14 protein-coding genes are annotated in these 13,276 nt (G+C 59.8%); 8 read left to right on the top strand and 6 right to left on the bottom strand.

Annotation, left to right across the window (positions count from 1 at the left end; translation table 11 throughout):
• Positions 1–78: 78 nt before the first annotated feature.
• From KIO76_RS24370 to KIO76_RS24350, 5 genes are all read left to right on the top strand, one after another.
• Complete coding sequence (locus KIO76_RS24370; RefSeq protein ID WP_213326166.1) at positions 79–1,263, top strand: M24 family metallopeptidase; 1,185 nt, start codon at positions 79–81, stop codon at positions 1,261–1,263.
• A 41-nt stretch (positions 1,264–1,304) separates the two neighbouring features.
• Complete coding sequence (locus KIO76_RS24365; RefSeq protein ID WP_213326165.1) at positions 1,305–2,093, top strand: IclR family transcriptional regulator; 789 nt, start codon at positions 1,305–1,307, stop codon at positions 2,091–2,093.
• A 208-nt stretch (positions 2,094–2,301) separates the two neighbouring features.
• Positions 2,302–3,168, top strand: coding sequence for a serine hydrolase domain-containing protein (locus tag KIO76_RS24360; RefSeq protein ID WP_213326164.1), 867 nt, complete (start codon positions 2,302–2,304; stop codon positions 3,166–3,168).
• A 454-nt stretch (positions 3,169–3,622) separates the two neighbouring features.
• Positions 3,623–4,621 (top strand): SDR family oxidoreductase, encoded by a 999-nt coding sequence (locus tag KIO76_RS24355; protein WP_213326163.1) that lies wholly within the window; start codon positions 3,623–3,625, stop codon positions 4,619–4,621.
• On the top strand, positions 4,618–5,358 hold the full coding sequence (locus KIO76_RS24350) for a DUF4336 domain-containing protein (protein WP_213326162.1): 741 nt from the start codon (positions 4,618–4,620) through the stop codon (positions 5,356–5,358). The genes KIO76_RS24355 and KIO76_RS24350 overlap by 4 nt, the downstream gene beginning before the upstream one ends.
• 502 nt (positions 5,359–5,860) lie before the next feature.
• Here KIO76_RS24350 and KIO76_RS24345 read toward each other — a convergent pair.
• The 5 genes from KIO76_RS24345 to KIO76_RS24325 are packed head-to-tail and all read right to left on the bottom strand — an operon-like array spanning position 5,861 to position 10,782.
• A complete protein-coding gene (locus KIO76_RS24345) occupies positions 5,861–6,001 on the bottom strand; it encodes a hypothetical protein (RefSeq protein ID WP_213326161.1) in 141 nt (46 codons plus the stop codon).
• A gap of 16 nt (positions 6,002–6,017) precedes the next feature.
• Positions 6,018–7,016 carry a Bug family tripartite tricarboxylate transporter substrate binding protein gene (locus tag KIO76_RS24340; protein ID WP_213326160.1) on the bottom strand — a complete coding sequence of 333 codons (999 nt, stop codon included), beginning with the start codon at positions 7,014–7,016 and terminating at the stop codon, positions 6,018–6,020.
• Between the two features lie 43 nt (positions 7,017–7,059).
• The gene (locus KIO76_RS24335; protein WP_213326159.1) at positions 7,060–8,583 is read right to left on the bottom strand and encodes a tripartite tricarboxylate transporter permease; all 1,524 of its coding nucleotides are present in this window, start codon (positions 8,581–8,583) and stop codon (positions 7,060–7,062) included.
• The gene (locus tag KIO76_RS24330; protein ID WP_213326158.1) at positions 8,580–9,044 is read right to left on the bottom strand and encodes a tripartite tricarboxylate transporter TctB family protein; all 465 of its coding nucleotides are present in this window, start codon (positions 9,042–9,044) and stop codon (positions 8,580–8,582) included. The genes KIO76_RS24335 and KIO76_RS24330 overlap by 4 nt, the downstream gene beginning before the upstream one ends.
• Before the next feature lie 4 nt (positions 9,045–9,048).
• Positions 9,049–10,782 (bottom strand): hypothetical protein, encoded by a 1,734-nt coding sequence (locus KIO76_RS24325; protein ID WP_213326157.1) that lies wholly within the window; start codon positions 10,780–10,782, stop codon positions 9,049–9,051.
• Positions 10,783–10,944: 162 nt separating this feature from the next.
• On the opposite strand from KIO76_RS24325, the gene KIO76_RS24320 reads away from it, so the two are divergent.
• Complete coding sequence (locus tag KIO76_RS24320; RefSeq protein ID WP_213326156.1) at positions 10,945–11,847, top strand: LysR substrate-binding domain-containing protein; 903 nt, start codon at positions 10,945–10,947, stop codon at positions 11,845–11,847.
• Positions 11,848–12,052: 205 nt separating this feature from the next.
• Here KIO76_RS24320 and KIO76_RS24315 read toward each other — a convergent pair whose 3' ends face one another.
• A complete protein-coding gene (locus tag KIO76_RS24315; protein WP_213326155.1) occupies positions 12,053–12,343 on the bottom strand; it encodes a hypothetical protein in 291 nt (96 codons plus the stop codon).
• Positions 12,344–12,728: 385 nt separating this feature from the next.
• On the opposite strand from KIO76_RS24315, the gene KIO76_RS24310 reads away from it, so the two are divergent.
• Positions 12,729–13,094 carry an ArsR/SmtB family transcription factor gene (locus KIO76_RS24310; protein WP_213326154.1) on the top strand — a complete coding sequence of 122 codons (366 nt, stop codon included), beginning with the start codon at positions 12,729–12,731 and terminating at the stop codon, positions 13,092–13,094.
• Positions 13,084–13,272: a hypothetical protein gene (locus KIO76_RS24305; RefSeq protein ID WP_213326153.1), complete on the top strand. Its 189-nt coding sequence runs from the start codon at positions 13,084–13,086 to the stop codon at positions 13,270–13,272. The genes KIO76_RS24310 and KIO76_RS24305 overlap by 11 nt, the downstream gene beginning before the upstream one ends.
• The last annotated feature ends 4 nt before the right edge of the window (positions 13,273–13,276 follow it).

Genomic DNA, 13,276 nt, shown 5'->3' with positions numbered 1-13,276 from the left:
GCGCCGGTGAACGAGGGCAGTGCGGGTCTGCACTGTCCATGCCGGCGACCAAACAAGAATGATGACAGGAATGACGGAATGTCTCTCGGTGACACGGCTTTGGTAAACCGACTGAAGACCCTCGCGGGCGAAAGGCTTGCCCGGATCCGGCGCAAGATGGAAGCTGGAGGCTACGATCTCATTGTCGTGGCCAGCCCTGAAAACGTGCTCTACGCCACCGGTTATGAAAGCATGGGAGCGACGATCAGCCGGCGGTACGACTACGCGGCACTGGTCACTCGCGATGCTGTTCTGCTTGTCGCGCCGGCGGCCGACTTCGCCCCGGCCATCGATGCCGGGTTCACTCCGGACGACATCTTCCCGTTCGGAAAATTCTTCTTCAGCGGCTCGACACCTTCGGCACATACGGCCGTCCGCCATGCGTCGTTTGCGGAGGCTTTTGACGCAGCCGTGCAGCGCGTGCGCGCCCGCAGGATCGTGGCTGAGAAGGCCCATCTTCCCAGTGGCGCAATGGACATCCTGGTCCGTCAGGCCGGGGATATCGCCGATGCCGGGTCCTGGATGTTCGGCATCCGGGCAACGAAGCTGCCCTTCGAAGTCGAGTTGCTCCGCTATGCCACTGAGATAACCCAGCAAGCGATCGATGCGGGCATCAATGCCGCGCGCGTCGGAATGACAGACAAGGAAGTCGCGTCGGTCGTGGCATCGCAGATGGCGCTCGGTGGTGGGTTGCCGCGCAATGTCACAGTGGTTGGGGGGGAGCGCAGCGCCCTCGCTGACGCAATGAGCTCTGAGCGGCCGTTGCAGCGGGGCGACCTGCTGCGGTTCGACGTTGGTTGCAGTTACTATGGCTACAAGTCGGACATGGCGCGTACGGCAGTCATCGGCGAACCCTCGCGCCTACAGAGCGAGCGCTACGCTGCCCTGCTCGAGGGGCTCCTCGTCACCATCGATGCAATGAGGCCGGGAACGCGCGCATGCGACGTGTTTGCAGCTGGCGTTGCAACGGTTGAAGCGCGCGGCTTGAGACCGTTCCGCCGTCAGCATATCGGGCATGCCATCGGGATGGCGGTCTATGAGACCCCGGTCATAACCCCTGAAAGCGAGGACATTCTTGTAGCCGGCACTACTTTTTGCCTTGAAACGCCGTATTACGAGCCGGGTTGGGGTGGGATGATGGTGGAAGACACCGGAATTCTCACCGAAGAGGGGTTCAGCTTGTTCTCCTCGACCGACAGAACGCTTCGCATAGTCGCAGACTGACAGGTCATTCGAGCTGACCCTGACCTGCATTGGATAGGTGAATGGTGGAGAAGGCGAAATCGGCGGCGGGAAGCCAATCGCTCCAGCGCGGGCTGGAGATACTGGAGATCCTCGATAAATCGACGACGCCTCTCGGCGTGCGTGAAATTGCGCGACAGCTCGGCCTGAACGCCACGATCGTGCAGCGTCTCATCAATACCCTCGCGCAATACAGCTTCGTGATGCAGGATGGCGAGACCCGGCGTTACTCCATCGGGTACAGGGCCTTCGGCCTCGGCTGGAGCCTAACCAAGAAGGATCGGCTCATCTCGGTCGTCAAACCCGAACTGGACCAGCTCGCGTCACGCCATCTGCTGAACGGATATCTCGGGGTGCTGCGCGGCGCACGCGCGGTCTATATTCTGTCCACCCAGAGCGAAGGGCCGATTGTCATCCGCAGCGTCCCGGGTTCAGAAACCTATCTCCACAGCACGGCGCTGGGGAAAGTCCTGCTTGCGGGACTGCCCGACGAGGAGGCTTTCCATCTTCTGACGCAAGAAGCCTTGGTGCAGGTGACGCCCAAGACGAAAACGAATGCTGCAGACCTGATGGAGGAATTAAGGGATATCCGCACCAAGGGTTATGCAATGGTTCACAGCGAGAACATCCAGGGCGTCATATCGATCGGTGCGCCGATCCGCGATGCCTCGGATAAAACCGTTGCGGCGCTGAGCATCGCATTCGCCGAATGGTCGGCGCCAGAATTCGACGTCGCTCAGATCATTGGCTTGGTGAAGGAAACTGCTCGGAGAATTTCCCGATCGATCGGCAATCATTCCGAGATGGCGTGATCTGCGCTGAGCGCGTCCGAGGTTCGATTCCACCAAGGGGAGCGGCGCTCGCGCGGCGACGTCAGTTTCCCTCGGGGATGAGATGGGCAGGCATGAACAGGAGGAACGCCGCTGAACGACCGCAAGCCGCATTCCCCCCCGGCTGTGGTGCCACTCGTCGGCAGACGGTCCACTTCGCTGCCTTCGCCGAACCGTATGGAATGGTCTCATGGAAGCACGAGCAATCATTCGCCCTGACGGTGAGGAGGATACATCAGGTGTCGCGGTATCGATCCCTTGGTGGAGCTTCACAAAAACGGCGCTCTCGGTCGCGCTGCTGCGTCTATGGGAAGAGGGCCGGATCGACCTTGACAAGGCAGTCGAAGGGCATCCGTTCACGCCCGCTCATCTCCTCCGACATGAAGCAGGATTGCCGGACTACGGCCCGCTCACCGCTTACCATGCCGCCGTCGAAGCGGGGCAGCAGCCTTGGCCAGTTGTTAGCCTCTTAAAGGCTGTAGAAGCGGACCGCCTGCGCTATGCGCCTGGCCATGGTTGGGCGTACTCCAACGTTGGCTATTGGCAGGTTTCCAGGCTGATTGAGCGAGCGTCGGACCGACCGCTGCAGGACGCCCTTGCCAACCTTGTTTTCGCACCGGCGGAACTCTCGACGGCCCGGCTCGCCACCTCCCCGGAAGATCTCGTGAACGTTGCGATGGGTAACGTGACAGACTATCACCCTGGCTGGGTGTATCATGGGCTGATTGTAGGGACGGCGATGGACGCGGCCCGGCTTCTTCGCAGACTTCTTCAGGGCCGCTTGCTCGATAGCCAGACGCTCTCCAGAATGTTCGAACCGAGACCGCTCCCGCAGTTCCGATCCGCGCTTTATCCTGATCCTGCCTATGGTATGGGCATCATGCTGCAAGCGAGCGACCCGCTCAAGCATCCTGTCGGCCACACGGGAAGCGGTCCCGGCAGCGAGATCGCTGTCTACGGCCAGGGCGGCGAGACCTGTGCCGTCTGGGCGGCGTCATCTACCGGCATCGACCCGGTGGCGGAAACATTCCGGACCTTGAAGGGCGCCCGCTCATGAAAAAGCCGGTCTCTCAAACGACGGCCTCTTATACCCATGTTTCCTCGGGCACATGTCGACCTGGGCCGGTGATCACTGGCAGTCCTTGAGGACCAGCCCCGTGAGGTCCCCCTGGCTCGACACTCCGAACTGGAGACCGGGCGGGAAGTGAACGTGACGGACGCCCTGATACCTAGGCTTGAGCGACGCGGGAGCAACCTCGGGGCCGGGAGCTATGTGGCTTTCCCTACTCGACCTATCAATCCCGAGCTTTCCCGCGCGTTGATCGACGTCGCCCCGGCCAGCGTCGACGCATGCGGATATCTCGGCAGGCTATGTCGGTAGCCCTTATACAGCCACCATGCGGGGCGGGCACCGCTTCGGAACCAAATCATCCGCCTCAGGTTGGGCCTTCATGCGGCGAAGAGCGTCTTGCGCAGGCGCCGAACAAGCCCGGAACATGAGGAAAGCGGCGATGGCCCACCAGGACAGGACAGCCCATACAATTTCGCCCACGCCTCGCATCGCTCCCGTTGTCGTCATCATGGGTGCGTCGAGCGGCATCGGTGAAGCGACCGCCGAGGCGTTCGCGCGCTTTGGCGCGAGACTTATCCTCGCCGCGCGGGACGGGTCGGCGCTAGAAGCGGTTGCCAAACGCTGTCGAGACATGGGGGCCCCTGCACTTGCGATCGCCACCGACGTAACCGATCCGGATGCCGTGAAGCGGCTTGCCGGACAGGCGCTCGCGTTCGGCGGCCGCATCGACGTCTGGGTTAGCAATGTTGGCACCGGGGCGGTCGGCGCCTTCCATGAGACGCCCATCGCGGCGCACGAGCAGGTCGTCCGAACCAATCTGATCGGCCATATGAACGACGCGCATGCGGTGTTGCCACTCTTCATCAAGCAACGCCGAGGGGTCTTCATCAACATGATCTCACTCGGCGGTTTCGCGCCTGCACCCTATGCCACCGCCTACAGCGCCAGCAAATTCGGCCTGAGGGGGTTCGCTGAGGCCTTGCGCGGGGAGTTGGTAGACTACCCTAATATCCACATCTGCGACATCTATCCTGCCTTCGTCGATACGCCGGGACTGTCCCACGGCGCCAACTATGCGGGAAAGGAGTTGTCGGCACCGCCGCCCCTGCTCGACCCACGCACCGTGGCTGCGGCCATCGTTCGCCTGACACGAAATCCAAGGCCAACGACCATGTTGGGCGCAGCCACAGGGCTGGTTCGGCTGGGACACTTCCTGGCGCCGGAACTCAGCACCTGGCTAATGTCAAAATTCATGACATCTTACTTCCGGCACGCAGCCCCGGTTGCGAGGTCGAGCGGCAACCTCTTTCAACCACCGGCGGTACCCGGAGGCATCGATGGCGGCCTTCGGTCGGCGCGCCAGCGCAATGCGACAGTCGCGGTGGCGGGCCTACTTCTTCTCGGCTTGGTGGTTCGGGCAGCCCGGGCCCGCAGATGAGCGTCGAGGTCACCTATCCTCCGCTCGACACGCTGAAGCCGGCGGCAGAGGATATCTGGATTGTCGACAGCGGGCCGTTGCGTGTCGCGGGTCTCATCCCGCTGCCGGTGCGGATGACGGTAATCCGGCTCGCTGGAGGCAGCTTGCTGTTGCATTCGCCGACGCGCTTTGAGGCGGCGCTGAAACGGCAAATGGATGAGATTGGACCGATCACCCACATCGTCGCGCCAAACAGCGCCCATTGGAGCTTCGTGAAGGAGTGGCAGCATCAGGTGCCCGATGCGATCACATGGGCAGCACCTGGGCTGCGCGAACGCAGACAGGTCCAGAAGTCCGGCGTCCGCCTTGACCATGACCTCCGCCATACGAACGCCGATCGCTGGCCGACCGGGCTGGAGCAGATCCACGTGCCAGGAATCGGTGGTTTCTGTGAAGTCTGCTTATTCCATCGCCGGAGCAGCACACTTATCCTGACTGATCTTGTGCAGAACTTCGAACCGGCGAAGCTGCCCCTGACGCTACGGCCTATCGCGGCTTTGGCCGGGATCACGGCACCCGACGGCCGCGCGCCCGTTTATCTCAGGGCGATCGTCAGGGCAAAAGGCGAGGCGGCTAAGGCTGCCGCTAGACACATGCTGGCGCTGAAGCCCGACCGCGTCATCTTCACACACGGCCGCTGGTTCGAGAGCGATGCTGCCGCACGGCTCGAACGCTCCTTGCGCTGGCTGACGCAATGACGGGAGCAGCGCGTCGCTTATCCTTCACACGCAGACGTTCAGGATGTTCATCAATGCCCCGCCCGGCAGGTGAGCCAGGGTAGGCGAACAAGAAATCCACAGCTGTCGCGGCTCATTCTTTCGGACAACTTGAACACGTTCGTACAAATGACATCATCGTTGATGGGAGCGAATCACCCGTCGAGGTGAGAGAAACGTGGGGGGGCTTCGGTGAGGGCCTTGGCGACGGCAAACGCGAGCGGAATCACCCTCTAGCCGGTGCGAGTAGCACCCGGGGAAACGGCAGCCCTAAAGTCGTGGCGGCGGGAAAGACCGCAGATATGTCGTTTCAGACGAGTTGCGGTTCGCTGACCTCTTGCGCCGTTGTATTGTCACGACGCCAGATTTCGATCCAATCCATGGCTTTGACGGGCACGTCCTGATACGGCGACACACAGGAGCCAGCGGTCGCTTTCGTGGTACTCGACCTCGCCGCAGTGATCCGCCGGCGCCTGCTGGGTCCTCAACCTGACTTTCCGAAGCTGGCAAGGTTGTTCGTCGATACCGCCGGCTTCGTCACCCACTTCACGGTGCCCGCGAAACCAGCAGCAGCCTCAGTGAACAGTTCCTCCGAACTGCTCACCTCTTCGGCGGAACGCGCCATGCTGGCGCTCAGATCATTATCGCCGCTGACTTTTAACCAGCTCGAGAATTCCCGTCTCTGTCAACACCACCCGCAACTTCGCTGTTTCAGACGCCCAGCGCGCACCAAATCCTGCCGCATCGAGGTGGATCGGCTCAGATCCAAGCTTATGCAGAGCATCCCTGACCTCACCGTCCGCCATCGCGTCCTTGAAGGCGTCGCCAAGTGTGTTCGCAATATCCGATGGCAGCCCCTTGGGAGCAGCGACACCAGTCCATGACACGATCTCGGCATCGTATCCGAGCTCCTTCGCGGTCGGCACGTCCTTGTAAAGGGGATCTTTGCTCCTCTCCGGCCCGAAGCTGAGAAGGGCACGGAGCTTGCCGGCTTCGATGTGGGATTTATAATCCACCGTACTTCCTGCTGAGACGGCAATGTGTCCGCCAAGCAACGCCGTGAGAAGCACGCCACCACCGTCAAACGATACAGGCTCGATCTCAATGCCGGCGGCGCGCGCCAACAAGGTGGGTCCGATGTGAGACGAGTTTCCAAAGCCAGTGATGCCGTATTTGATCTTTTTGGGGTGCGCCTTCGCATCCTCGATCAGGTCTTTAGCTGTCTTCCAGGGCGTTTCCGCGCCGGTCACGAGGACGGGGGGCGTAACCGTAATCTGAGCGATTGGTTGGAGGGTTGTGGGATAGTCATGGCGAGAACCGCCATAAAGCGGCTGCAACACCATGGTGCTCGTAACCATCCCTATGGTGTACCCGTCCGGACGAGCGCCAGCGAGCTCATTCAAGCCGGTCATTGTTCCGGCACCGGGCTTGTTTTCGACGATCAGGGGTCTGCCAAGACGCGTTTCCACGGCCTTGGCCAAGACACGCCCCATCAGGTCGGTCGCACCACCCGCCGGAAATGGAACAATCAGTCGGATCGGGCGCTGTGGATAGCTCTGGGCCAAAGCGGGAAGCGCACTGAGCATCGGGGTCAGGCAGATGAAGGTCAGCGCAAGGCGACGGGTCGTTGATTGGATCATGGTTCTCTCCCTGAAGGACGGTTATTGTCGTTGTTGCTACCCGCTATCGCGGAGCGGTTGATGCGACGTCGATTGATCTGCCGCTGACATGGCGCCATAGGCCGACACTGATGCGGACTGCAATGAACAGTCCCGCAGCTCCAAGCATGGTTCCGCTAAACGGCCGAGACATCAGCGCCAAGAAGCTGCCGTCCGCGAGTACCATGGATTGAATAAAGCCTTTTTCGATGAGCGGACCGAGGAATAGCCCGATGATCAATGGCGCGACACTGTAGCCCGTGCCTTTGAGGATCCATCCGGCGAGGCCGAATGTTATCGCAAGCCAGAGGTCGGAGGTATTGTTGTTGATGAAGTAGGTGCCACTCAACACGATCACGGCGACCAGGGGCATCAGTATACCGAGAGGAATGCGCAGGACCGAAGCAAATACGCCGACGAATGGAAGGTTGATAACCAGCAACATGACGTTGCCGATAAGCAGACTCGCCACCAGACCCCAGAATAAGTCGGGACGTGTGTTAACGAGATCAGGACCGGGGGTGATACCGTGGATCAAGAACCCACTTAGGAGCAGGGCAGCGCCAGCATTGAATGGTATGCCGAGTGAGAGGAGTGGAATGAGGGTAGACGTATCGGCAGCATTGTTGGCTGATTCAGGACCGGCCACGCCCTCGATAGCTCCAGAGCCGAACTGAAGATAACCACGGCTGAAGCGCTTCTCGACTGCGTAGGAAAGAAAGGTTGAGATCGTGCCCGATGGCCCCGGAACCAACCCGATGAGAAAACCAATGATGCTGCCGCGGCCGATGGCCGGTATCGAACGGCCGAGTTCCTCGCGCGTGGGGTAAAGGTCGCGAACGGCGATCCGTGGCGGTGATACAGCGGCGTCCCCATCTGCAGCGGTCTGAAGTACCTCCGCCAACCCATAAACGCCCATCACCACGATGATGAACGAGATACCATCCATCAGCATGTCGCTCGACATCGTGAAGCGTTCGACGCCCGTCATGGGGTCAATGCCGATGGAGCCAAGCATGACGCCGATAAGGGTCATCAGGCCCGACTGCACGATTGATTGTCCACTGATCCCCGAAAGCACTACCAGCGCCAAAACAGCAATACAGAAATATTCCTGCGGACCAAAGGCAAGAGCCCAGCCTGCGACGGTCGGGGCGAACATCACCAGCCCTGCGAGACCCATCATGCCCGCAAAGAACGAACCGATGGCAGCCACCGACAGCGCAGCCCCCGCCCGGCCACGCTTTGCCATGGCATAGCCCTCGACGCAGGTGACGACTGACGCGCCCTCGCCCGGCACGTTAAGGAGAATGGAAGTGGTCGAGCCACCGAAGGATGCGCCGTAATAGATGCCGCCGAAAATGACGAGCGCTGTCAAAGGATCAAGTCCGAAGCTGATCGGAATCAACAGGGCGATCGTTCCCGATATCCCGAGGCCCGGCAGCATGCCGGCGAAAGTGCCGAGAAGAACCCCGACGCCGGCCGCAAAAAGGTTAGTGGGTGTTGCGGCGAGATAAAAGCCTTGGGTCAGTGCGTCTAGTGAGGTCATGGCAGGGGAAGATTCAGAATGCGTCCAAACAGAAGCCAGGCTCCGATGGAAAAGGCGCTTGCTATAACCAGTGCCATTAATTTGCTGCCCGCACGGGTCTGGCCGACGAGCAACAGCGCGAGCGTCGCAGCAAAGGTCGAGGGAAGGAATCCTAGTCTGGACAGCATGGCCGCGTAGGCGGCAAGGATTGCGAGGAAGGCTAATGCCCTTACCGGGGCCAGGCCGAGATCAACTCCGTCAAGCGTCACACTCCGCAAGACGCGGATGAGGTTGCCCACTGCTAAAGCCACGCCGAGGAAACCTACGATCGTAGGCATAAAGCCGGCCCGCGGGCTGCGCCAGGTTCCGAAGGAAAACCCGAGCGCAGCGTAGAGGTAAAGGGAGCAGCCTGCGAGCAGAGCCAGCGCAACACACAGTTGCACGCGGCGCGTCGACGACATCGAGCGGTCTATCTGATCCACAGGCTCACCTCGCTAGTGCCCGTTGGGTGGTAACGGGTGGCACGTCAGCCAACCGCCCGGCAAGATCGCTCCGGAGGGTCAGTAACCGCTCCCAGCCGAGCATGTTATATGTGGCGAAGTGCTGATCGGTGGCGGCGGCATAAGCCCTCATCTCGTCGGCCAGCGTCTGCAGCAGATCGAACGCGGCCACGACGCGAGACCGGACCTCTTGTGCAAAGTCATTTGTGCTTTCAGGGTGGTCCGACAGAAATTTTGTCAAGATGCAGGCGTGAACCACTGCCCGCCATCCCGCAACATAGAGCTTGAATGTTTCCATACGCCCGATGAGGTCCGTGTGGGCAGCCTCTGTCAATGCAGCAGGCCTCTCTTGTACCAGCTTTGCCTGCATCCCGACCAGCTTCAAGGCCTCATCCTTGTCTGCCAGGATTTTGCGAACATTGCTTTCGGACGTCTGTAGCGCGTTCTCTTTCGCGGGATCCCAGTCTTTGAGGCTGTTCTTCTTTTCCGCCAGCCACCACGCGTGGTCTAGGCTCACAGGATAGTTGCTGGAATCTGAGAAGACACAGTCATTAACGAAAAGACTTTTGGCGACTATCTCCCAGGACCGCGCAAAAAGCCTCGCGCTCCAATCCGCGGCTGCATCAAGATCGGTCTCGCTCGATTCGGATCGTACCATGCCGGTCTCTATCAGCCACGAGCGATGGATCGCTCGGTCGGAGGCGTCAGCGTTCACCGCCAAGGCTGCGGCTGCGTGAAGATTGAGCCGGTTAGGAGTGTGAAAGCTCGAGTGCCCATCAAGGCTCTCCCAGTCCGTTCGCAAAATCATGCCCTCGACGCCGTGCCGAACCGCGGTCGTCATCCGCTTGCGATAGTCGTCGATAATAATCGCAGGTCCGATACCCCACCCGAAATACTGGCCCATCGTATCGAATTCGACCCACTGCCGATGCTTTCCCACATCCCCTAGACGGGGGTTATCTGGAAAAGTGGGGTAATAGTCGTGCGGCGTATTCTTAAGGCTGACGATCACATCCTCGGGCAGCTCGGAGATGGTCTCGGCGAGTTCGGTCTGCGCTTTCTTGTCGAAGACGAAGTCGCGGATCACCAGCTCGCGGCCGGCGGAGCGGATCGGCTTGTGCATGGCCATAATGAGCTTGCGATACCAGCCCTGCGGCGTGCTTCCTTTGCACGCCTCACAAGTACACCTGTTGGAAGAAATAGCGAGCCTGCTCTCTCCTGTGCCGGGCGCCGTGATGATGCCCGCTATCTCAGGGAAATCCTGGAACAGCTCGGAATATTTGTGATCCACGAAATCCCACCAGAAGGAGTCGTTCGGACAAAGGGTGCCATCCTTCACGAGCTGTGGGTTGAGCTCCAGTAAAATGTCCGGAAAGGAAAGCTCCTTGTTCTGAAACCAGACTTCGATGCCATTTCGATCCGCCAGGTCGATAACGCGCCGTAGATAGTCACGGCGTTGGTAAGGACCGCTGCGTCGCGTAGGCGTGTATTTATAGAGCTTAGGATAAATATCGCGGTAGCGTTCAAAAATGCTTCGTGCCGAATTGGAGGCGCCGAACAACGCTCCGGGGTATACCACCATATCTACGATATCATTGCGATGAAGGACGAGCGACGTCATCTCGTGCCGACGCGCAAACTCTATCCCCTGGCGTATCCAGTCGAAATTCCAGACATATCCGCTGTGAAACTCTATCGCTCGGGTCTGAAATCTCGCCATACTGTTCCTCCGACCTTCAGGCCCCGCATGATCGCCAATCGGCAAGCGACCTGCGGAGTCTTAACGCTCAAAGCGTCAACTTACGGCTAGAGTGCGGTGTCGCGGGCCGCGACGTCGAGCGTTATTTGATGCGCTCGTCATAACCGTGGGTTATGGTTGGTTATGTTTAACCTCAGACAGCTTGAAGTTTTCCGTGCCGTCATGTTGGCGGATAGCCTCACCGCTGCGAGCCGGCAGTTGGGGATGTCACAGCCTGCTGTTTCCAAAGCGGTGCGCCGCATGGAAGATCTCGTGGGCTTTCCGTTGTTTCAGCGAGGACGCGGCCGGGTGCAGCCGACCGCCGAGGCGTTGAACCTGTTCCGTGAGGTCGAAAGGGTGTTTCATACGGTTGGGATCGTTGAAAAATATGCCCGCGATCTCAAGGAGTCGAAGGCAGGTGTGCTGACGCTTGCGTGCACCCCAACGCTGTCCTGCAGTTTCGTCGCCGACGCTATTGCAAGGTTCCGACGTGAGCGGTCGCGCGTGCGGGTCTGGCTCCAGGTCACCAAGACAAAAGAGATTCTCGAACTCGCGGCCAGCGGACGTATCGACCTGGGTGTTATTTTCACACCGGGGGATCACGCGGGCGTAAACACGATACCGCTGTTCGAAACGACATTGGTCTGTGTCATGTCACCGGACCATCCATTAGCACAGCGCTCTGAGATCCAACCTGGTGACCTCGCCGGAGAGGCAATCATCGCCAACATCCAAAGCGCGCCTATCCACGAACTGCTTGGCGAGGCTTTTGCCACCTTGGACATAGACCAGAAGGTGATGATCGGAAGCAACTACACGTTCAGCGCGTGCGCGCTAGCGATGAAGGGCTGCGGTGTCGCGATCGTTGAACCAATGGGTGTGACCGAAATTTTTCCGCATGCGGCGGTGCGCCCTTTCGCGCCGAGCATCACAATCGTGCCGCGCATCGTGCATCCCCGGCATATCGAACTCTCGAGGACCGCTTCTTCATTCCTGGACGCGCTACGGCAGGAGGCAACCCAACGACGAGCCGTCTTTGAGCGATAAGACCTGTCATCTCCTAAGCGGCGCAGGGTGGATGACTTACGTCAGAACGCTGCGTTATTGGTCGCCTTGAGCAAAAGCATCTCACGAGCATCTGCGGGTGTTACGGCACCTATCCGCAGGTCCTCGTTCGCGCCAAGACCGACAACATCACCGGCCGGCCAAGCTTATCGGCATGTCGCGTTGCCCCCTCGGCCGCTAACTGGAGCTACACACTTTTCTTGGCGGCTACGATGTCAGCGACGTAGCGGCCGATCGCTTGGTTGCTGTTCTCAGCACCCGTCGCGCGAAGCCAGCGAGCCAATTCCCATGACAGAACTGGCACACGCTCGACCGACAGCCCACGTCCGACGAGCTCACGCATCTCATCCATCGCTTTCCGATGCCACTCGTCAAAGGTTGGCGGCAAACCGCGACCATTCTGCCCCATAGAACGGACGTCCTGGTAGTCTTTTCGACTATACCAAGCAATGATAATGGCCTTCGGGTCGGATCCCATCACGTTCCTTCTCGAAGCGAGCCGCGATTTGGCACCGGTGATTTACACATTATCAACCCCGGGCATTCACATCACTCCGGACGTGTCGTCGCAGACCATTCAGCTCTTTCGGCTCACCTCTCCGATCTTTACGGCGATAGAAGCCTGGTTCTGTGCCTACCGCCTATCGGTCTCGAACTTGGGCCGGATATTGCCCCAGCCAAGTTATGGACGCGTGCGTACGGACACCAAAACATGCCTCTCGGGTGTTGAGACGTGTGGAAGCGGGCTCGTTCATCGAAACATTACGCCGGCTCTCAATGAGGACGGGCTTGGCTCGAGCAAAGGGCTAGCGCGATCGCTCATCAACCTGTATTTATGTCTCAATAGGTCTTGAGATATTGATATGAACGAGAAGCAAGCCATCGACGCCTTTGCAGCCCTGTCACAGGAGACACGGTTGAGAATCGTGCGCCTGCTGGTAACGACCGGGCCGGATGGATTGCCCGCGGGTGCCATTGGCGAAGCGATGGATGGGGCGTCCTCCTCGCGAATGTCCTTCCATCTGAGCCATCTTGAACAAGCTGGCCTTGTCGAGTCCAGGCGTGCCGGACGGTCGATCATCTACACCGCAGCCTACCCGGCCCTGTCCGGTCTTATCGAATTTCTCATGCGCGACTGCTGCCAGGGCCATCCTGAGGTCTGCAAACCCGCCGTCGCAGCCCTGTCTTCTTGCTGTGATCCGACCGAGGAAGCCACCAATGTCGGATGAGGGTATGGGCATCGAGAAGGAAGCGACGTTCGTCGCTTCCTTCCGCTATCTCAAGATCAGGATTCCCACGTTATCGGCACTGCCGATTGTAAGTCTTGACCGCATGACCCGCGGCTCGACGCTCTCTGTGATCAGTCAGTTGCCGGGCGCGGCGAGGCCGCGCACGGGCGTAGTGTGAGGAC

Origin of the sequence: Chelatococcus sp. YT9 (genome assembly GCF_018398315.1) — a bacterium.
GTDB lineage: Bacteria > Pseudomonadota > Alphaproteobacteria > Rhizobiales > Beijerinckiaceae > Chelatococcus.
This window is presented reverse-complemented; position numbering and strand designations above follow the sequence as displayed.

Excerpts from the sequence above, each read along its gene's own strand:
- KIO76_RS24340 (WP_213326160.1), bottom strand. The coding sequence starts at position 7,016 with ATGATCCAATCAACGACCCGTCGCCTTGCGCTGACCTTCATCTGCCTG.
- KIO76_RS24325 (WP_213326157.1), bottom strand. The coding sequence starts at position 10,782 with ATGGCGAGATTTCAGACCCGAGCGATAGAGTTTCACAGCGGATATGTC.
- KIO76_RS24335 (WP_213326159.1), bottom strand. The coding sequence starts at position 8,583 with ATGACCTCACTAGACGCACTGACCCAAGGCTTTTATCTCGCCGCAACA.
- KIO76_RS24360 (WP_213326164.1), top strand. The coding sequence starts at position 2,302 with ATGGAAGCACGAGCAATCATTCGCCCTGACGGTGAGGAGGATACATCA.
- KIO76_RS24365 (WP_213326165.1), top strand. The coding sequence starts at position 1,305 with ATGGTGGAGAAGGCGAAATCGGCGGCGGGAAGCCAATCGCTCCAGCGC.
- KIO76_RS24305 (WP_213326153.1), top strand. The coding sequence starts at position 13,084 with ATGTCGGATGAGGGTATGGGCATCGAGAAGGAAGCGACGTTCGTCGCT.
- KIO76_RS24320 (WP_213326156.1), top strand. The coding sequence starts at position 10,945 with ATGTTTAACCTCAGACAGCTTGAAGTTTTCCGTGCCGTCATGTTGGCG.
- KIO76_RS24355 (WP_213326163.1), top strand. The coding sequence starts at position 3,623 with ATGGCCCACCAGGACAGGACAGCCCATACAATTTCGCCCACGCCTCGC.
- KIO76_RS24310 (WP_213326154.1), top strand. The coding sequence starts at position 12,729 with ATGAACGAGAAGCAAGCCATCGACGCCTTTGCAGCCCTGTCACAGGAG.
- KIO76_RS24350 (WP_213326162.1), top strand. The coding sequence starts at position 4,618 with ATGAGCGTCGAGGTCACCTATCCTCCGCTCGACACGCTGAAGCCGGCG.
- KIO76_RS24315 (WP_213326155.1), bottom strand. The coding sequence starts at position 12,343 with ATGGGATCCGACCCGAAGGCCATTATCATTGCTTGGTATAGTCGAAAA.
- KIO76_RS24370 (WP_213326166.1), top strand. The coding sequence starts at position 79 with ATGTCTCTCGGTGACACGGCTTTGGTAAACCGACTGAAGACCCTCGCG.
- KIO76_RS24345 (WP_213326161.1), bottom strand. The coding sequence starts at position 6,001 with ATGGCGCGTTCCGCCGAAGAGGTGAGCAGTTCGGAGGAACTGTTCACT.